Source organism: Staphylococcus sp. GDY8P67P, from assembly GCF_017892545.1.
Classification (GTDB): domain Bacteria; phylum Bacillota; class Bacilli; order Staphylococcales; family Staphylococcaceae; genus Staphylococcus; species Staphylococcus ureilyticus.
Genome location: NZ_JAESLH010000004.1, coordinates 326,951 through 347,380 on the forward strand (window position 1 = coordinate 326,951; position 20,430 = coordinate 347,380).

Annotated in this window: 14 protein-coding genes; 6 read left to right on the forward strand and 8 right to left on the reverse strand. The window is 34.2% G+C overall.

Annotation, left to right across the window (positions count from 1 at the left end):
• Window positions 1-160 precede the first annotated feature (160 nt).
• Window positions 161-2,317 carry a bifunctional glycosyltransferase family 2 protein/CDP-glycerol:glycerophosphate glycerophosphotransferase gene (locus KA833_RS01575; protein ID WP_210128311.1) on the forward strand — a complete coding sequence of 719 codons (2,157 nt, stop codon included), beginning with the start codon at window positions 161-163 and terminating at the stop codon, window positions 2,315-2,317.
• A gap of 370 nt (window positions 2,318-2,687) precedes the next feature.
• Here the strand turns inward: KA833_RS01575 and betA are convergent, their stop codons facing one another.
• On the reverse strand, window positions 2,688-4,370 hold the full coding sequence (gene betA / locus KA833_RS01580; protein WP_046206626.1) for a choline dehydrogenase: 1,683 nt from the start codon (window positions 4,368-4,370) through the stop codon (window positions 2,688-2,690).
• A gap of 60 nt (window positions 4,371-4,430) precedes the next feature.
• Window positions 4,431-5,924, reverse strand: a complete 1,494-nt coding sequence (gene betB / locus KA833_RS01585; protein ID WP_210128310.1) for a betaine-aldehyde dehydrogenase — start codon at window positions 5,922-5,924, stop codon at window positions 4,431-4,433.
• A gap of 204 nt (window positions 5,925-6,128) precedes the next feature.
• Here betB and cudC point away from each other — a divergent pair, with 204 nt between their 5' ends.
• On the forward strand, window positions 6,129-6,683 hold the full coding sequence (gene cudC / locus KA833_RS01590; RefSeq protein WP_046206624.1) for a choline uptake/conversion transcriptional regulator CudC: 555 nt from the start codon (window positions 6,129-6,131) through the stop codon (window positions 6,681-6,683).
• Between the two features lie 201 nt (window positions 6,684-6,884).
• On the opposite strand, the gene KA833_RS01595 is transcribed toward cudC, so the two are convergent.
• Window positions 6,885-8,507: a BCCT family transporter gene (locus KA833_RS01595; RefSeq protein WP_103161376.1), complete on the reverse strand. Its 1,623-nt coding sequence runs from the start codon at window positions 8,505-8,507 to the stop codon at window positions 6,885-6,887.
• Between the two features lie 425 nt (window positions 8,508-8,932).
• Between KA833_RS01595 and KA833_RS01600 the strand changes: the two genes are divergently transcribed.
• The 4 genes from KA833_RS01600 (at window position 8,933) to KA833_RS01615 (ending at window position 12,679) form a co-directional block, all read left to right on the forward strand.
• Window positions 8,933-9,388, forward strand: a complete 456-nt coding sequence (locus KA833_RS01600) for a DUF805 domain-containing protein (protein ID WP_064209166.1) — start codon at window positions 8,933-8,935, stop codon at window positions 9,386-9,388.
• Between the two features lie 155 nt (window positions 9,389-9,543).
• Window positions 9,544-10,260, forward strand: a complete 717-nt coding sequence (locus KA833_RS01605) for a class I SAM-dependent methyltransferase (RefSeq protein ID WP_210128309.1) — start codon at window positions 9,544-9,546, stop codon at window positions 10,258-10,260.
• A 136-nt stretch (window positions 10,261-10,396) separates the two neighbouring features.
• The gene (locus KA833_RS01610; protein WP_046206621.1) at window positions 10,397-11,287 is read left to right on the forward strand and encodes a fructose bisphosphate aldolase; all 891 of its coding nucleotides are present in this window, start codon (window positions 10,397-10,399) and stop codon (window positions 11,285-11,287) included.
• Window positions 11,288-11,671: 384 nt separating this feature from the next.
• Window positions 11,672-12,679: a PTS sugar transporter subunit IIC gene (locus KA833_RS01615; protein ID WP_210128308.1), complete on the forward strand. Its 1,008-nt coding sequence runs from the start codon at window positions 11,672-11,674 to the stop codon at window positions 12,677-12,679.
• Window positions 12,680-12,784: 105 nt separating this feature from the next.
• Here KA833_RS01615 and KA833_RS01620 read toward each other — a convergent pair whose 3' ends face one another.
• The 5 genes from KA833_RS01620 to cls form a co-directional block, all read right to left on the reverse strand.
• A complete protein-coding gene (locus KA833_RS01620; protein WP_210128307.1) occupies window positions 12,785-14,170 on the reverse strand; it encodes an APC family permease in 1,386 nt (461 codons plus the stop codon).
• A 143-nt stretch (window positions 14,171-14,313) separates the two neighbouring features.
• Window positions 14,314-15,693, reverse strand: a complete 1,380-nt coding sequence (locus KA833_RS01625) for an NAD-dependent succinate-semialdehyde dehydrogenase (protein WP_070658041.1) — start codon at window positions 15,691-15,693, stop codon at window positions 14,314-14,316.
• 74 nt (window positions 15,694-15,767) lie between these two features.
• A complete protein-coding gene (gene gabT / locus KA833_RS01630) occupies window positions 15,768-17,090 on the reverse strand; it encodes a 4-aminobutyrate--2-oxoglutarate transaminase (protein WP_210128306.1) in 1,323 nt (440 codons plus the stop codon).
• A gap of 170 nt (window positions 17,091-17,260) precedes the next feature.
• Window positions 17,261-18,583, reverse strand: a complete 1,323-nt coding sequence (gene gabR, locus KA833_RS01635) for a MocR-like transcriptional regulator GabR (RefSeq protein ID WP_245336251.1) — start codon at window positions 18,581-18,583, stop codon at window positions 17,261-17,263.
• A 242-nt stretch (window positions 18,584-18,825) separates the two neighbouring features.
• Window positions 18,826-20,310 carry a cardiolipin synthase gene (gene cls, locus KA833_RS01640; RefSeq protein ID WP_070037132.1) on the reverse strand — a complete coding sequence of 495 codons (1,485 nt, stop codon included), beginning with the start codon at window positions 20,308-20,310 and terminating at the stop codon, window positions 18,826-18,828.
• Window positions 20,311-20,430 lie beyond the last annotated feature (120 nt).

The window sequence follows — 20,430 nt, forward strand, 5'->3', positions numbered from 1 at the left end:
TGTTTTGAATATATATTTATATTGTAGTAAAATAAATAAATCCGTTTTAACTCCTAAACGGTGAAGTTATTTTAAAAAAACACCCTATTATTTTGAATATTATCAGCACAAGTATGCTATTCAAATAATAAATAGAGTTAATGGAAAAAGAGGTAAAATAATGAAATCTGTATCAGTAATTGTAACTTATTACAACTCCGAAGATTATATTGAAAATTGCTTAAACAGTTTAAAAAATCAAAGGTTCCAAGATTTTGAATTAATATTAGTGAACGATGGTTCAACTGATAGTTCAAAAGCTATTGCAACTGAAACATTCAAAGATTGGAACATCTCAATTAAAGAAATTGATTTAACTCAAAATTTCGGACATGCTTATGCAAGAAATATTGCGCTAGATTCAGTAACATCACCTTATTTTATATTTATAGATTCTGATGATTATCTTGCGTCTTATGCGTTAGCTTTCTATATGAAACATTTAAATCAATACGATGCTTTAATTGCACCTATTCATTCTTTCACTTTAGATGTGCCACAATACGTCGATCAAAATTTAGTGAAAGTGCAATATTTAAACACTAAAACAAAATCAAATCAATTTCTACGTAAACATTCTGTTTGTAATATCGTTTTTAAAACAGCAATTATGCGTGGACATAATATTAAATTCAATGAAGATTTAGATATCTTTATCGACTGGTCTTTCGTCTTAGAATTCATTAAATATTCAAACGGTTTTGTAAGAATCAGTAGATTCCCTTTCTATATTAAAGGAGAAATTTATGATCCGTTTGAAAAACCGACGTTGTCAACTCAAGATTTCAATATTATTTTTAATGACTACGTTTATAGTTTTTCAGACGCTGTAAAACGTGCGCCTTTAAAAGAAAACAAAAAATTCATTAAAACTAAGATGAAAAATTTATATAGAGATTCGTTTGAGCCATCATTAAGAAAAACACCTGAAAGATATAAATCAAATAGTGAGCTTTTACCAAAAGTCACAAGACAGTTAATGACTACAATATTCAAAAGCGAGAAACCATTATTTATTTTAGAATCATTAATGCTTATGTTTAATAAGAAAAAGCCGGCATTTAAAGTAAATCGATTTAGAAAGCGTGCACGCTTAGCTAAAAATGTTGTTTTACGTCGAAAAAATAAAAACCGTTCATTATATCAACTTACAGATAGCGAAAACAAAGTTAAGCCGAATACAATCGTTTTCGAAGCTTTTGGTGGTAAAAATTATAGTGACAGTCCAAAGTATATCTATGAGTATATGATGAAATACCATCCAAACTATGAATTTATTTGGGTATTCAGAAAACCTGATCAAGTCTATTTACCAGGACCTGCCAAAAAAGTTAAAAAGGGTTCTAACGCATACTATGAAGCTTACGCTAGTGCAAAATACTGGGTAACAAATGCAAGACTCCCATTATACCTAAATAAAAAAGCTAACCAAGTTTATATTCAAACTTGGCACGGCACGCCTTTAAAACGCTTAGCAAATGATATGAAAGTCATCCGTATGCCTGGAACAACAACTGATAACTATAAGCGTAATTTCAAAGAAGAAACAAGCAGATGGGATTACCTTGTCTCTCCAAATGCTTATTCATCTAAGATATTTGAAACAGCTTTTTGGATGCCACCAGAGAAAATACTTGAAATTGGTTATCCTAGAAATGATGTCTTAGTTAATCGTGCTAATGATCAAGCTTACATTCAAGAAATTAAAGAAAACTTAAATTTACCTAAAGACAAAAAAGTAATTATGTATGCACCAACTTGGCGTGATGATGAATTTGTCAAAAAAGGAAAATATTTATTCGACTTAAAAATCGATTTAAATAATTTACAGCAAAAAATTGGTGATGACTATGTTATTCTATTAAGAATGCATTATCTTATTGCTAACGCATTAGACTTAAGAGGTTATGAAGATTTTGCAATCGATGTATCAAACTATAGTGACATCTCAGAATTATATCTCATTTCTGATTGCTTAATCACAGATTATTCTTCTGTAATGTTTGACTATGGCGTATTAAAAAGACCTCAAATTTTCTTTGCTTATGATCTAGATAAATATGCTAAAGATTTAAGAGGCTTCTATTTAGACTATCACAAAGATTTACCAGGACCTATTTATCAAGATGCATATCAACTAGCTGAAGATTTACAACATTTAAATCAAATTGAAACTGATTATAAACCTAAAATTGATAAATTTTACAATGATTTTTGCTCAATTGAAAATGGTAATGCTGCTAAAGCAATCGCTGATTTAATTACCAAAAATCAATAAATATTAAAAGATATCATGCGCATAGCTTATATATGGCTGTGTACAAACAAGCGCGCTAATCCATGATGGATTAGCGCGCTATTATTTTTAAAATCTTACATCTTTGATCCACTGAAGTACAATATGTGTAAGTAGTTTAAACTAGTAGTCTTGCACGCAGACTATACTTGGAGAAAAATACGTTCTTAAATCACTGTCACTGAAGTACTATAGTTTAAAGGAAACACACCTTCAACTTAGCGTATTCAGCTTCATAAATTAAAGAGGTTGTTATTTCATAACCAATGGTTTCAATCCATTAAAATAAACCTCCCGTTTTCATTTATTACGAATGAAAATAGGAGGTTCTTATATATTAATAGCATGTACTTTATTTTACTGTACCTGCGTCTTTATCATGTACACCATGACGATAAAAATCAATATATTCAGGTTCTAATGGTTTTTTACCTCTAATTACATCAGCAGCTCTTTCAGCTATCATCAATACTGGAGAATGGATATTACCATTTGTCGTACGTGGCATAACTGAAGCATCTACGACACGTAAATTTTCCATACCATGTACTTTAAATGTCTCAGGATCTACTACTGACATTTCATCAGATTTTGGTCCCATTCTACAACTACAAGATGGATGTAATGCTGTTTCTCCGTCACGTTTTACCCATTCGATAATTTCTTCATCTGTTTGAACCTCAGGTCCTGGTGAAATCTCTCCACCATTGAATGGATCTAAAGCTTTTTGAGACAAGATATTTCTAGCTACTTTAATTGCTTCTACCCACTCACGTTTATCTTCTTCAGTAGACAAATAATTGAAGACGAAATCCGGTTTTTCAAATGGATCCTTAGATTTAATCTTCAAGTGGCCACGTGAATTAGAGTACATTGGACCAACGTGAACTTGATAACCATGTGCAGTTGGCGCTTTAGTACCATCGTATCTTACTGCAATCGGTAAGAAGTGGAACATTAGGTTTGGATAATCTACTTCATTGTTAGAACGAACAAAGCCGCCACCTTCAAAATGATTGGATGCTGCAGCACCTTTACGACCTAATATCCATTGCAAACCAATAAATGGCATTTTCAATTTATTCAAACTTGGTTGCATTGATACAGGTTGTTTACATGCATGTTGCACATATACCTCTAAATGGTCTTCAAAGTTTTCGCCTACACCTGGTAAGTGTAAACGTGGCTCGATACCTACAGAACGTAAATGTTCTGAATCACCAATACCAGATAATTGTAATAATTGTGGTGAATTTATCGCACCACCTGATAAAATGACTTCTTTAGCATGAACTGTATGTTCTTTACCATTTTTCTTAAATGTAACACCAGTTACTTTATTTCCTTCAAAATTTAGTTTAGTAACAAAAGCACGTGTTTGTACGTCTAAATTTTTACGTTTCATTGCTGGATGTAAATATGCTCTTGAAGCTGAAACACGACGACCATTATGAACTTGGCTATCAAAAGGACCAAATCCTTCTTGTCGGAAACCATTAACATCTGGTGTTTTGTTATAGCCCGCTTCTACACCTGCATTAAAAAACGCTTGGAATAATGGATTCGATGCAGGGCCTCTTCTTAATTTAATCGGACCATGATGGCCACGGTATGGATCATCTTTACTTGAACCAAATGTTGTTTCTAAACGTTTAAAGTATGGTAAACAATGTGCAAAATCCCAATTATCCATGCCTTCAGGTTTTGCCCATTTTTCATAGTCCATTGGGTTACCTCTTTGATAAATCATGCCGTTAATAGAACTTGAACCACCAAGCACTTTACCACGGGCATGACCTACTTTTCTACCGTCCATATGTGGTTCTTCGTTAGTTTCATAAATCCAATCATACAGTTTATTACCTGCTGGATACATTAAAGCAGCTGGCATTTGGATTAATAAATCCCAAGGATAGTCACTACGTCCTGCCTCAAGTACAAGTACGTTATTAGATACATCTTCACTAATTCTCGCACCTAATACTGATCCGGCACTACCGCCTCCGATAATAATATAATCATATGCTTCTCTCATTTTTATATAGCCTCCTGATATACATATTTATAAGCTTCATCGTAAATTTTGTGATTAACGTTACGCTTTACCGAACCAATTTACAGGCTCTGGATTTGTGTTACGAAGGATATGTTTCTCAACTTGGTACTCTGCTAGACCTTCTTTTCCAAGTTCTCTACCAATACCTGACTGTTTATATCCGCCCCATGGTGCTTGCGCAAAATATGGATGGAAATCGTTAATCCAAACTGTGCCCATTCTTAATTGATTAACGACACGTTCTGCTTTACCAACATCGTTAGTAAATACACCGCCAGCTAGTCCATAAATAGAATCGTTAGCTAGTGTGATTGCCTGCGATTCTGTATCAAAACCTTCGATTGTTACTACAGGTCCAAACACTTCTTCTTGAACGATACGCATTGAAGTATCACAATCAGTAATCACTGTTGGTTCAAAGAATAAGCCGTCTTGTAAGTCCTCACGTTCTGGGCGTTTACCGCCGATAGCAATAGTGGCATTTTCTGATTTAGCTATTTCTATATATTTCTCTATTTTTTCTCTATGTTCTGCAGAGATTACTGGACCCATTTCAGTTTCTGGGTTAAAGCCGTCACCCAATTTAATATTTTTAATTCTTTCAATTAACGCTTGTTCAAATTGTTTTTTTATTTTGTTATCTACTATGATTCTTGCACCAGCTGAACATACTTGACCTGCATGGAAAAAGCCACCATTTAGCGCTTGATCAACTGCAAGTTCAAAGTCTGCATCTTCGAATATAATATTAGGGTTTTTACCACCGAGTTCTAAAGCAACATTTGTTACATGATCTGCCGCTTGTTTCATGATATGTTTACCTGTTTGAATGCCGCCTGTAAATGAAACTAAATCGACATCTTTATGTGCTGATAGTGGTTCTCCAACTTCAGAACCTTTACCTAATACTAGGTTAATGACACCTTTAGGGAAGCCAACTTCTTCCATCAATTCAAACACACGGATTGTTGTTAATGGTGTAATTTCACTTGGTTTCATTACTAAAGAACAACCAGTCGCTAATGCTGGCGCAATTTTCCAAGATGCTTGAAGTAAAGGATAATTCCAAGGTGTGATTTGTGTTACTACACCAACTGGTTCTTTAACGACTTTACTTTCTGTATTCGGAATAGGAGAATCAATAATTTCTCCCCCATCTTTATCTGCTAACCCAGCGAAAAAGTTAAATACATTTGCAATATCGTCCATATCAGCATAAGACTCTTCTAATGTCTTACCTGTATCTAACGTTTCAAGTTTCGCTAATTCTTCACGATGTTTTTCAATCATATTAGCTATTGCTCTAACTTTCTTACCTCTATTTTCACTTGTTTCATTAGCCCATGTTCCTGCTTCAAAAGCGCGTCTTGCTGCTAAAATTGCACGTTCACTATCTTCTGCAGTTCCTTCTGCTACTTCAAGAATAACTGCTTGATTATATGGATTAATAATCTCTCTCGTTTGCTTATTTGAGCTTTCCACCCATTCTCCATCTATATATTGAAGACGAGATAAATGATCTACAAGTTCCATTAAAATTACCTCCGTTAAGTTTGTTAAATTTTTATTTAACGAATTTTATGAACTTTATGTTATCATAGTAGTTGAAAAAGTGTCAAATGTGTTTAAATATGATAGGGGTTTATGCATGCATCTTTTTTATATGGAAGGTAAACTATAGAAACTCACTATTTATTTTTCACTTAACTCTATAAGGACTTGAACGGAGGTGGACAATTGGTACATTCGACCAACCCTGATTATCAATTAGAGGAAGCTAAGGATATCGTTATTAATGCTATTGGCGAAACCATGGATTTGTACGGCATCAATAGAAGTGTAGGAAACTTATTTGGAACAATGCTCTTTGAAGACAGTATGACACTTGATGAAATGAGAGAACAATTACAAATGAGCAAACCCAGCATGAGTGCTGGTGTTAAAAGATTGCAAGAATTTGATATTGTTAAGCAACAATTCACAAGGGGAAGTAGAAAACAACATTTTGTCGCTGAAAAAGATTTCTTTAATTTCTTTAGTAATTTCTTTTCACGCAAATGGCGTCGTGAAATTGTTATTAATTCAGAAGGTGTTCATGATGCAGTAGCCATCCTTGATAAGATTATTGATAACAGCAAAGCAGATGAAGCTACAAAATCTGAAGCAGAGGAAGTTAAACAACAATTATTAGATACTTTACCTTATTATGAATGGTTAGATAATTTAAGCAATGCATTAGAATCTGGTGAAATATTTAAATATTTCCCAATTCCAGAAAAAAAAGAGTCATAGTTATGTTGGAAGCTTGCTTTTAACATTTTTAGTTAAAAAGCTGAGACAGTTTATAATGTCTCAGCTTTAAGTATGTGTTCATAGTGATTGAATACTATACATGCTACTCGTTTTACAAAGTAATCCGAATCACTGTCTCTATACAAAATAAGCGCACCACTATCTCACCGTAAAATAAGATAGTGGTGCGCTTGTTTTATATTACTTATCATTTTCTTTCCGTTCTCTTACTTGTGTTATACGTAACGAACGTCTTTCTACTTCCCTATATTTTTCGGCTCTATCTTCTAGTTTCAATCTATCTTCGGACAATGTCCTTAAGAATGAAATCATCATCATGACAAATATAGCCAACAGCGGGACACTAGCTAATAAAGAAGCTGTTTTCAAAACTTCTAACGCTCGTTCACCACCTACTAACATCAATCCAAATGGTAATAGACATAATGCAAAAGCCCAGTACAATCTATTTGCTTTTAATGGCTCGCCGATAACTTTCTTTTGAGAAGCTGCAGCCAAGATATATGAACCTGAATCAAATGTAGTCGCTAAGAATAAGAATGCAGATAACAAGAATAGTACAATGATTAAATTAGGGAATGGTAATTGATGCATAACTTCTATAATAGTAGCCTCTGTACCATGCGTATTTAAGAAATGGATCACATCGAATGAACCAGTGATTTGTAAATAAACTGCATAGTTTCCAAAAATACCAAAGAACAGTGCACATCCTAACGTCCCATAAACAATTGTTCCAAGCACAATTTCTTTAAGTGTACGGCCTTTAGAAATACGCGCAATAAACAATCCTATAAATGGCGCATATACAATCCACCATGACCAATAGAAAATCGTCCATTGTTGTGGGAAATTCGTTTCTTTACGACCACCTATACCGCCAAATGGTTCAATCCATGTAGCCATTTGGAAGAAATTTTTAATCATGTTACCCATACCAGTGATGGACGTTTCCATAATAAATACAGTCGGTCCAACAATAAATACAAATCCTAGTAATACAAAAGATAAAATAACATTCGCATCACTTAAAACTTTAATTCCTTTTTTCAAACCAGAATAAGAACTATATGCGAAGACAGCTGTAATTGTGAAGAGAATAATGCTACGCATCAACATACTGTCTCCAATACCTGTTAATTTTTCTATGCCTGCAGAAATCATTGGCACACCCAGTGCTAATGAAGTAGCTGCGCCACCAAGCAGACCAAAAATAAATAGAATATCAACTATTTTTCCTATAATACCATCTGTCTGACTTCTTAAAATCGGACGCATTGTTTGACTAATTTTATAAACTGGTTTTTTCTTAATAAAAACAAGATAACCAATTGCTAGTGCTGGCAATACAAATGTGGCCCAAGCAATTGGTCCCCAATGGAACATGCCATACATAGTAGCGTAATTCAATGCACTATCCGTCATTCCTTTACCGCCATGTGGAGGATCTTGATAATAGAATGCCCATTCAATAACGCCCCAATATAAAATATCTGAAGCAATTCCGGCACAAAATAACATAGCTGCCCAACTAAAATTATTAAATTCAGGCTTGTCTGTCGCTTTACCAAGCGTCACATTACCATATTTACCAAATGCGATATAAAGTACAAATATTAACGTTGCAAGTCCAATCAATAAATATATTGAGCCGAGTGTACTCGACACGACCTCATTTAAATGCGTAATTATGTCCTGACTGGCCTTAGGAAAAACCATCATCGGAATAACTGCAATCAGTAATATCAATGAAGACCCTATAAAGGTCGTCCAATCCATTACTTTTACTCTTTCTTTTTTCACAATAGACACCCCTTATTGTTAGTAAAATATGTAAAAAATTTGCTAATCACTATAATTTTTTAGCAAAACCATTTATTAAATTACAAACATGAGCCTAACGAACTTTTAATAATAATGCAAATTGCATTCAAAAAACACAAACACAAAAGATGAATAAATATATAATATTTCTATTAGTCACAGTCTCTAAAATCGTTACAATCACAGTGTTAAGTTTAAATTTAACGAAATTAACGAACGGAACAAACTTTCTTTTTGTATTATTATGCGTTATTTATGTATTAATATTATTTTTATATTTTTTCGAACAGTTGCTATTTTCCTTTTTCTATAGTAAATTCAACACACAATTAAGTTTCAATATACTTTATTTTTTAAAAAATAATATTGGTAATTCTCAATATTTAACAAAGGGAGTTTATATCATGTGGCATTATTATAAATTGTATTGGAAAAATGCGCTTGATTTTAAAGGGCGTGCTAGAAGAAAAGAATTGTGGTTTCCATTTTTAGTCAATATATTAATCACTATTCTATTGGCTATACTATTAGACTATATTTTCAAAATACCAACGTCGATAAGTGACGCAATTAGCGCTTTATTTACAATTATTATCTTTATTCCTGATTTTTCAGTGGCTACAAGACGCATGCATGATATTGGTCGGACGATGACTTTTCCAATTATATTTGGCGTCTTTTCCGTGTTATTTTTAATTGCCTCATTTATCCCATCTGGTGACGGCTTATTTTTCAATATTTTAGCAGTTATTTTCGGCATTAGTAGCATTATTTTCTTCATTTTAAATATTGTCGCTTTCTTTTACATGATTACCGATAGTGATAAAGTAGTTAATCAATACGGATTACCACGTAAGTAATTAGAAAAACGCACATAAAGAACGGGACAGAAATCATGCTTTACAAGCGATTCCTGTCCCGTTTTTCTTTTTGCAAAACTATTAATCCCATACTTTTTAACTAAAATAGCTTATAATTCATATATAATGTATTTATAATAAATGAGGTATTTAACATGAACAAAAATAAAATCATTAATTATTGGAATAAGCGTGCGACTTCTTTTAGCAAAGACAAGCAAGCAGAACTTAAAAGTGTGCACGCAGAAAGATGGCTATCTGAAATAAACCAAATTATAACAATCGAACCCGGTATAAAAATCTTAGACATTGGCACAGGCGCAGGTTTTCTAGCAATTCTATGTCAACAACAAGGTGCACAAGTTACTGGTATTGACCTTTCCCCTGAAATGATTCAATCTGCTAAGCAAAATGCATTACGTTTTAATATAAATGTCAACTTTCAAGTCATGGATGCTGAACATTTACATTTTGACGATGCGTATTTTGACCTAGTCATTTCTAGAAATGTTACATGGTTATTACCAGATACAAAAGCTGCCTACCAAGAATGGTTACGCGTTTTAAAACCAAATGCTACACTCATTAATATCGATGGAGATTATGGCAACGATGCTTTTACAGATTATAGTGATATACCTAATCACCACGCGCATCATACTTTAGGAGACACGATGTTAGCAGAGAGTGAAAATATAAAGCAAAGTATTTCAATTAATCACTACGACCGCCCTCAATACGATTTAAATATCCTTAAGCAAATAAATACGAAACCCATCCATGTAGATACGACCATTCATAAACGCATTTATCAATCACATGATGAATTTTATAATCCAACACCTATATTTTTAATAGCATTAACGAAGTAATAAATGATTATGAAACATACAACATTGCTAACCATATTAAAATATGAATAATTCGTTTCACATAGAGCCTACAACTTGCGTTGACACCTAATTTTTATCATACTATATATGAATAAAAGCAAAAGGAGTGGTAAGAATGAATAAAGAACAATTTGATAAAGTGAAAAACGGCAAAGGATTCATTGCTGCATTAGACCAAAGTGGTGGCAGTACACCTAAAGCATTAAGTGACTATGGTGTAACTGAAGATCAATATAACAGTGAAGATGAAATGTTTAAACTTGTACATGATATGCGTACACGAATTGTTTCATCACCTGCATTCAGTTCAGATAAAATCATTGGTGCAATTCTTTTCGAACAAACGATGGACCGTGAGGTAGAAGGTAAACATACTGGTGACTATTTAGCTGATAAAGGTGTCGTTCCTTTCTTAAAAGTTGATAAAGGCTTAGCTGAAGAACAAAACGGCGTGCAATTAATGAAGCCAATTCCAGATTTAGATAAATTATTAAACCGTGCAAATGATCATAAAATTTTCGGTACAAAAATGCGTTCTAATATTTTAGAATTTAATAAAACTGGTATTGACCAAGTTGTACAACAACAATTCGAAATTGGAAAACAAATCATCTCTGCTGGATTGGTCCCAATTATCGAACCAGAGGTAAATATCAATGCTGATAACAAAGCAGAGATTGAATCATACTTATCAAGTGCAATATTAGCTGAGCTAAATAAATTAAATGACGATGAACTCGTAATGTTAAAATTAACAATCCCAACTAAAGCTAACCAATATCAAGAATTAATCGCACACCCTAATGTGGTTCGTGTCGTTGCTTTATCCGGTGGTTATAGTAGAGAACATGCTAACGAAGTTTTAAAACAAAACAAAGACTTAATTGCTAGTTTCTCTCGTGCATTAATCAATGACTTAAATGTCAATCAATCAGATGAAGAATTTGATAAAATTTTAGCAGATACAATCGATTCTATCTATGATGCATCAGTAAACAAAGCTTAATAACCATTCAGCAATAGCTTTATATTTCCCAGGAAACATGGCAAAAATAAAGCTTAACACACACCCTGATCTTTAATGTCAGGGTGTGTTTTTATATAACAATGTTTAAATGCAATTTGTAATAACGTCTTACACACCTCAGTCAATATTACTTATCTTGCTATACTCAATCTAACTAACGCATTTTTTTATCATAAAAAATCGAATACTGCATTTGAAATAACATGTGCTCACTGAGACTATTCCTTAATGTTTTCAATATTTTTCAGCAAGCATGTTTAATGTAAGTTTTTAAGAAATCCTTAAATAGACTAGCTATAAACCACGACAAACTATATAATTATATTAATTTGCTAATTATCAATGGTTTTAAGGGGAGGAAGTATGAAAAATTATCTACATAGATGGATCATTGAAGCGCTAAGTTATATGGCTTTAGGGTTATTTGGCTCTTTGATTATCGGATTGATTTTAGAAACGCTTGGAGAACAAACATTATTACCACAATTAAATCTGACATTTTTATCAGCAATCGGTCAAGTAGCAATGTCCATGACTGGTGCCGCTATTGGTGTGGCGATAGCTTACGGTTTAGGCGCAAAACCACTCGTTACATTTTCTAGTGTTATCGTAGGTACATTAGGTTATACAACTTTTGATGGTGGTCCAGTGGGCGCTTATATCGCTACAGTCACCGTTGTTGAACTGAGTAGATTATATGCTGGCAAAACAAAAATCGACATCATTTTATCTCCACTACTAACGATATTAATTGGTGGTTTTATTGCAAAGGCTTTTGGACCAGCATTAAATCAATTTATGACAGGCTTAGGCAAAATTATCATTGCATCCACGGATCAACAACCATTCATCATGGGTATCTTAGTCTCTGTTATCTTTGGTTTAGCTTTAACTGCACCGATCTCAAGTGCAGCTTTAGCGTTGATGTTAGATTTGAATGGCCTCGCTGCAGGCGCAGCAACAATTGGTTGTGCATCACAAATGGTTGGTTTTGCAGTTACTGGCTATAAAGATAATGGTTGGGGTGGTGTGCTTTCTGTAGGTATTGGTACAAGTATGTTGCAAGTCCCAAATATCATTAAACATCCAATGATTTTACTACCACCTACTCTTACAAGCGCTATTGTTGCACCTATTATGACAACATGCTTCCCTATGACAAATAATGCTGCAGGTGCTGGTATGGGCACAAGCGGCTTCATCGGTCAAATTATGACTATCAATACAATGGGTGGCTCTATACAGACTTGGTCCTTAATTCTTACTTTCCACATTTTATTGCCAGCCATTATCAGTTTCTTTCTTTATAGAATTTGTTTTAAAAAACAATGGATACGTCCTGGTGACCAACTGATTCACATTGCAAAATAGCAACGACATACAATATAAAACAAATCCTGAGACAATTTACACGTCCCAGGATTTATTTATGTTCCTCTAAATCAATGTAATGATAAATATATTTTCAATCTCACTCTACTCTTTATCCACACGTGCGTTTACAGGGACATTTGCAGTAGCTTTTCTTGTTTGTGTTACATATAAAATTGCTGCGATTGCATACCAAGTCAATACGATAAGCCATTCGGAAGGCCATGCTAACGATGATGGCATACCTGGTAAATAAATGACTATAAACAAAACGCTTAAAACAATAGCAATACTACCAACGAGTTTTCCATTCTTTATACGATAGGGTCTAGCTAAATCAGGTTGCACTTTGCGTAACTTCATAAAAGAAATCGCTACAAGTAAATACCCTAATACCACACCAATACCACCAGCATTAACAATCCATACAAGTGCTGCTCTACCTAAAAGTGGTGCAACAAACGCTAAGATACCAAGAAACAAAATACCATGTGTAGGTGTCTTATATTTAGGATGAATAAATGCAAACCATTTAGGAATCATGTGATTTTTCGCCATAGCATACAGAATTCTACTACCACCAATAATAAAAGCATTCCAACTTGTAATAATACCAGCTACGCCACCTAATACGAGCAAGACGCCAAATCCACTATGACCAAATAAGTTAGCCATTGCATCTGCTGTCGCCAAATTACTGTTGCTTAGAGCTTTAGGTGATAAACCTGTTGCTACACCAAATACAATGAGCAGATAAAAAATCACAGAAGCGATAATTGATAATATTAAAATACCGCCAATTTTTTTCGCAGGTGCTTTAACTTCTTCTGCAATTTGTGGGATGACATCAAAGCCCACAAACAGAAATGGAATCATCATTAATACAGACATCGTTCCACCAATACCATTTTCAAATGGCTGTAAATTGTTGAAATTACCATTAAATCCTGCACCAAATACAAGTAATAAGCCAACGCCTACAATAAAAATTGTGAAAACTGTTTGCATGATTGCTGCAGGCTTTACACCAAAATAATTAAGTGAAGTTAAAATGACACTTCCAATTGAGCCAATGATAACCCATGTGAAGTATACATCCCACCCCGCGATATTCCACATCAATCCTTGATGTTGAAATGGAATAACATAGTCGATCACTGTGGGCAATGCGACCGCTTCAAATGTAATAACTGAAACATAGCCAAATAATACGGACCAACCTGATATAAAGGCAACGCCTGGTGAAAAAGCTTTTTTAACAAATACAAAACCGCCGCCAGTTTCTGGAATTGCTGCAGCTAATTCTGCATATGTAAGTCCGATGACAATGACTAAAAATCCACCGAGTAAAAATGCCACAACACTTCCTACAAAACCAGCTGTTGATACCCATTCTCCTGATAATACGACCCAGCCCCATCCAAGCATTGCGCCGATTGCCAGAAATAAGACATCAACAATATTCATCGTCTTATTAAATTGAGATTTCATTTTACATACCCCATAACATTCATTGAATTAAAAGTGAATGAGCTTAAATTTTCTATATTAGTTTCAATCTAATCATCACTTTCTTGTTCGTTTAGATTCATACGTTTTGCTTTATTTACAACCAGTGCTTTCTAACTGGCACTTTAAATACCTATGGATAAATATTTTGTTTCTAAGTATGGCTCTATACCTTCAGTGCCACCTTCTCTGCCATAACCACTTTCTTTCAAACCACCAAATGGTGCATGAGCAGCTGAAGGACCACCATCATTCCACCCAACAACACCATATTCTAACTCATTATAAAGTTTTAATCCTGTACGATAATCATTTGTGAAGAAGTAAGAAGCTAAGCCAAATTCTGTATCGTTTGCCATTTTTATTGCTTCATCTAAATCTTCATAAACCATAACCGGTGCAACTGGACCGAAAGTTTCTTCATGCATTACTTTCATATCTAAATTCACATTAGAGATAACCACTGGTTTTAGGAAATTTCCTTTTAACGCTTGTATTTCATCTACTGACCGTGATAATTTCCCACCTTTAGCTTGTGCATCTGTAATATGTGTCATCACTTTTTCAACTGCAGCTTTATCAATAAGTGGTCCTATGTTTACATCCTTTTGCAGACCATCACCAACAGAAAGTTCGTTGACTTTCTCAATCAAACGGTTTGTGTATTGATCAGCAATATCTCGATGTACAAAAATACGATTCGCGCAGATACATGTTTGCCCTGCATTTCTAAACTTAGAAGCAATCGTACCTTCTACAGCTGCTTCAATATCAGCATCTTTATGCACAATTAAAGGGGCTAAACCACCTAGCTCCATCGTTACATTTTTCACACTTTGCGCTGACTGTTCAATCAGTGATTTTCCAACAGCAGTCGATCCAGTAAATGTCACTTTATTAATCAGTTTATGTGTGGTGAAGATATCACCTGCATCTTTACCAGACGCAATAATATAGGATATCGCATCTTTGGGTATGCCGGCTTCATGTGCTAGTGCAACTAGTTTAATGGTTGTTAAAGGTGTTTTGACAGCAGGTTTACAAATGATTGTGCATCCAGCAGCTAATGCAGGCGCCATTTTACGCGTTATCATCGCTGCCGGGAAATTCCAAGGTGTTATCGCCCCTACTACACCTACCGGAAATTTATCAATCACTATTTTCTTAGATGACGTATTGGCAGGTATCGTACGTCCATATACTCTCTTAGCCTCTTCCGCATACCATTTTACATAAGCATTCGCATATATGACTTCCCCTTTAGCTTCTGCTAAAGGTTTTCCACCTTCAAGTGTAATAAGCTTCGCCAGTTCATCCTGATGTTCATCAATGAGTTTCCCCCATTGATATAACTTTGCTGAACGTTCGTGTGCATCAACTAATTTCCATTCTTCAAATGCTGTACGTGCACGTTCAATTTGTGAATGGATTTCATCATGACTTGTGTAGTTTAAACGTTCTATAATTTCATTGGTAGAAGGATTATAAACTTCTAATTGACTCATTATTGTTCTCTCCTTTACATTTATTTTTGTTATGAGGTATGACTTAACTATACCCGTTATTTAAAAATAAAATTTTAAGCGTCCAGATGTGCTTCCCCTATACTCACTTTTTCAAATGTTTCAGACAATATTTCTAATCCTTGTTGTAATTCATCGTCTGTAATAACAAGCGGTGTTAAGAATCGTAAAACATTACCTTTAATACCAGCAGATAATAATAACAAACCATTTGCATTCGCTGTTTGAATAATTTTTCCAGTCAATGCTTTATTGGGCTGACCGGTTTGATCATCGATGATTTCACAGGCAACCATAGCACCAAGTCTACGAATGTTTGTGATAAATGAATATTGTTCTGCACTGCGATATAAAAAACTTTCAAGTTGTTTTCCAATTTGTTCTGCTTTTTTGTTTAAGTCTTCTTCTTCAATGATTTCAATGACTTTTAAAGCAGCTTCACAAGCTAAGGGATTTCCAGCATATGTGCCACCTAGTTCTCCAGGAGATGCACTGTCTATAATTTCCGCTTTTCCAACTACACCGCTTAATGGAAATCCTGCAGCCAATGATTTAGACACAGTTATTAAATCGGGTTCTATATCAAAATGTTCAATCGCAAATGTTTTACCTGTTCGTGCAAAACCTGTTTGAATTTCATCTGCTACAAAAATAATGTCATGCGCTTCACATATTTTTTTAACTGCTTTCACGAATTTTTTATCCGGAATAATAAATCCGCCTTCTCCTTGGACTGGTTCCATCACGATACAAGCTACTTCACTAGGATCTACAGTCTCTATGAAAAAATCATGTAACTTATCAATCATTTGATCAATATAGGCTGCTTCAGATAAGTATTCGGATTTTTCTGAAATATTAGGGTATGGCGCTTGGTAAACCTCTGGTGCAAATGGGCCAAATCCAAGTTTATAAGGCCTTACTTTACTTGTCATAGACATTGTTAAATTTGTACGTCCATGAAAACCTCTTACAAAGGAAACAACTGATTGCCTTCCAGTGTGTTTCCTAGCAATTTTCACTGCATTCTCTACAGCTTCTGCACCTGAATTAAGTAAAATCACTTTTTTATCAAAATCACCAGGTGTAATCTCTGTTAATTTTTGAGCTAAGTTGAGATAGCTTTTATACATAATGACATTGAAGCCAGGATGTATAAAGTTGTCTAGTTGTTCTTTTAAATGTTTGGTTATCTTAGGGTGTGTGTGTCCAACGTTTAATGTACCAATTGCTCCCGCAAAATCTATGAAACGTTCACCTTCTACATCTGTGATCGTAGCACCTTGTGCATGATCTGCAACATGCAGATTACCATTCCCAACACCACGTGCTACATACTTATCACGTTGTCTCTTATAGCTTTCAAATTGATTTGTCATCAATAACCCCTCCTCTTTGCTTCTACATAAGACCTGTAGTTTTCTAAAATTTAAGGGATTATTGGTACAGTGTAAAGTACCAGTTATGACAATTTAATGGAACCAGATTATTCCCAAATGACTTCTTTTAATCTCTGTACTGCCTGAGGAATCTGCTCTTGCTTGATTTTTTAAAATCCTATAATCAGTGTTTTATATGAACTATTTTTTTCAAGCGCTTTCACAGAAAATCGATTTAGTGTATAAAGTTCAAGTTTCATTTCTTTAGCTCGTGATTCAATTTCTTGGTAGGAAAAGGGGGTGTTAACTTCTACAATAAAATGTAAACCTGCTCGCGTATCTTTGATTCGAATATTATTTGTAAAGGTATTGGATAGATGTGTGATGAGTGTTTCTCGTTTCTTTCCATATATTTGATGCATCTTTTTTACATATTTTTCATAGTAGCCTTCTTTGATCATTAAATTTAATGTAAGTGCGTGAATCGTTGAAAAGTCAGGAATCATATTTAAATTATAGTGATCAAATTGTTTTACTAAATTAATTGGCAAAATCATATAACTCATGCGCAATCCTGGCATTAGCGTTTTTGAAAATGTACCTAAGTATATCACGCGTTCATTTTTATCAAAACTAAACAGTGAGGGGATATTATCTGTTTCATATTTAAACTCACTATCATAGTCATCTTCTATGATGTAACTTTGTGTTTGACTTGCCCAGTTCAAAAGATCAATACGACGCGACACAGGCATGATGATTCCCATTGGAAATTGATGCGATGGTGTCACTATCGTAGCATCAGGTTGAGCTTGTTTAATTGCTTCAATAGATATCCCCTTATGGTCTAAAGCAATCGGTTTTAACTGTGCAGTTGTTTGACGGATTAGTGTTCTAAACCTTGAGTACCCTGGATTTTCCACTGCAATCTTAATTTCATCTGGTAATAATTGAATCAATTTGGTTAACAGTATATTAGTGCCTGATCCAATGACAATTTGTTCCGGATGACATTGGATACCTCTTTGATAAGACACTAATTTGGCAATCGATTGTCTTAATTCTATTGGTCCTTTAATTTGAGGTATTGAAGATAATTCATGATCATAATTTTCAAATACACGTTTAACGAGTTTAGTCCATACCTCTACTGGAAACGCTGATATATCGGTACTCATATGAGAAAATGAATAATCGTATGCATCTTCAATTTGCTGTTCTTGAACATTCAAAGATATTTGTGCATTTGGATCAATGATCAATTTTTCTAATGGCTCAATAAAATAACCCTTCCGCTCTTCAGTATAAATATATCCCTCAGCCAGTAGCTGTTCATATGCTGCTTTTACACTATTCACACTAATATTTAAATGTTGTGACATATCTCTTTTGGAAGGTAACTTTTCATGACTTTCATATTTGAATGCGAGAATATCTTCTTTTAATTGGCTATATAATTGACGATAAATGAATTGACCGCTTTCCCGTTGCATTCAATCCCCCCTTTTTTCACATCATCTGTTCTCCAGTTTTCTCATATCACTCATTATAATGAAAATGAGGACGGTATAGAAATCAAAACGTAAATTTGATTCCATGTCACCGTCCTCATCAGACCAATCTTATGGTTGGAAAATTATAATATGTTATTGGAACTCCAGTGGCACCACGATCGATAGTTGCATTGATAAATACATACAGTCTTAGAACTTGCCACTTCAATATGCTTTATATTTTATAGAATTGGTGACGCTAATTTAGCGATCGATTGTTTGAACTTAATCCAATTTGATCGCTGTTCATAGCGTTCTTCTGTTAATTCCTTAGATACTTTCATATCTTCTATAAATGCTGCTTTAAGTTCTTTGACAATGTTTGCATCATACATAAATGCATTAATTTCAAAATTTAATTCAAAACTACGTATGTCCATATTTGATGAGCCTACACTTGCTACTTCATCATCAATAATCATCATTTTTGAATGAATAAATCCATTTTCATACGTATAAACTTTGACACCATCTCTAATCAACTGCGCGACACTTGTAATTGTGGCCCAGTACACAAAAATATGGTCTGGTTTATTAGGAATAATTAACCGCACGTCTACCCCAGCTTTTGCAGCTATACGCAATGCATTGATATAACCTTTATCTGGTATAAAATACGGACTGTGCATATAAATTGATTCTTTGGCGTTCATGATCATTTTCATATAGCCAAACTCTATCTGATGCCAGTTATCACTTGGGGCACCAAGTGCAATTTGCATCGGCACATCTCCACCTTGATTTGCATTGTCTGGGAAATACTTATCATTATATTCCAATTGTTCACGGTGTGATTGAGAATTCCAATCGTGGATAAAACTGAGCTGTAACGCGTCAACGCCATCACCTTTAACTCTTAAATGTGTGTCACGCCAATAGCCAAATTTTTCATCTAAACCTAAATATTCATCACCAATATTAAATCCACCCACATAACCAGTCATACCATCAATCACTAAAATTTTACGGTGATTTCTATTGTTTAGTCTGAAATTTATTAATGGAATTTTAGCTTGGAAGAAAGCCTCTACTTGTCCACCAGCTTCTTGGAAGTTTTTGAATTTTGATTTATGTACCGTTTTAGATCCTACTGCATCATAAAGTATTTTAACTTCCAATCCTTCTTCAGCCTTTTGTTGCAAAATATCGACAATTTCAGAGCCCAACTTATCTAATTTCAAAACATAATACTCTAAATGAATATACGATTTCGCATTGCGTAAATCTTCTTTCATTTGGTCAAATAGCGCATGACCATCAGTATAAATGTCGACATTATTATCGTAACTTAAAAATGTTGGTTCTTTCGTTAGCAATGTATTTACAATATCTGCATGTTTTTTAACTAATCGGTTATCTGAATGATTAATCTTGTTGGTAGCATCTGATAACTGTGTTTTCATTCGTTCTTTCATGTCATCTATCTGATTATGGTGAAAGCCTTGTTCACGTTTTTTTCGCACTGCTCGACCAAAGAATATATAAATAATAAAGCCTAAAATAGGTACTACAAATAGTAGAAATAACCATGCCCAAGTTGCTGTAGCATCTCTGCGATCTCTATCTAAGAATACAATAATAAAGGCAAGTGCTATATTAATAACAAAGAAAAACGCAAGTATACCTCGATAAATCGGGCTTACACTTGGATCAAAAATAAGTTGCATAATGACACCTCATCGTTTCTTTTAGATTTTAATGAAGACTACATAAGTCATCTATGTGACTATTAATGTAGCTCAACTTATCAAATCCAATTAATTTTAAAACTCATAGAAAAACAAAGC

Bases quoted from the DNA above. Each gene is read 5' to 3' on its own strand.
- KA833_RS01575 (WP_210128311.1), top strand. From the start codon at position 161: ATGAAATCTGTATCAGTAATTGTAACTTATTACAACTCCGAAGATTAT.
- betA (WP_046206626.1), bottom strand. From the start codon at position 4,370: ATGAGAGAAGCATATGATTATATTATTATCGGAGGCGGTAGTGCCGGA.
- betB (WP_210128310.1), bottom strand. From the start codon at position 5,924: ATGGAACTTGTAGATCATTTATCTCGTCTTCAATATATAGATGGAGAA.
- KA833_RS01600 (WP_064209166.1), top strand. From the start codon at position 8,933: ATGTGGCATTATTATAAATTGTATTGGAAAAATGCGCTTGATTTTAAA.
- KA833_RS01605 (WP_210128309.1), top strand. From the start codon at position 9,544: ATGAACAAAAATAAAATCATTAATTATTGGAATAAGCGTGCGACTTCT.
- KA833_RS01610 (WP_046206621.1), top strand. From the start codon at position 10,397: ATGAATAAAGAACAATTTGATAAAGTGAAAAACGGCAAAGGATTCATT.
- KA833_RS01615 (WP_210128308.1), top strand. From the start codon at position 11,672: ATGAAAAATTATCTACATAGATGGATCATTGAAGCGCTAAGTTATATG.
- KA833_RS01620 (WP_210128307.1), bottom strand. From the start codon at position 14,170: ATGAAATCTCAATTTAATAAGACGATGAATATTGTTGATGTCTTATTT.
- KA833_RS01625 (WP_070658041.1), bottom strand. From the start codon at position 15,693: ATGAGTCAATTAGAAGTTTATAATCCTTCTACCAATGAAATTATAGAA.
- gabT (WP_210128306.1), bottom strand. From the start codon at position 17,090: ATGACAAATCAATTTGAAAGCTATAAGAGACAACGTGATAAGTATGTA.
- gabR (WP_245336251.1), bottom strand. From the start codon at position 18,583: ATGCAACGGGAAAGCGGTCAATTCATTTATCGTCAATTATATAGCCAA.
- cls (WP_070037132.1), bottom strand. From the start codon at position 20,310: ATGCAACTTATTTTTGATCCAAGTGTAAGCCCGATTTATCGAGGTATA.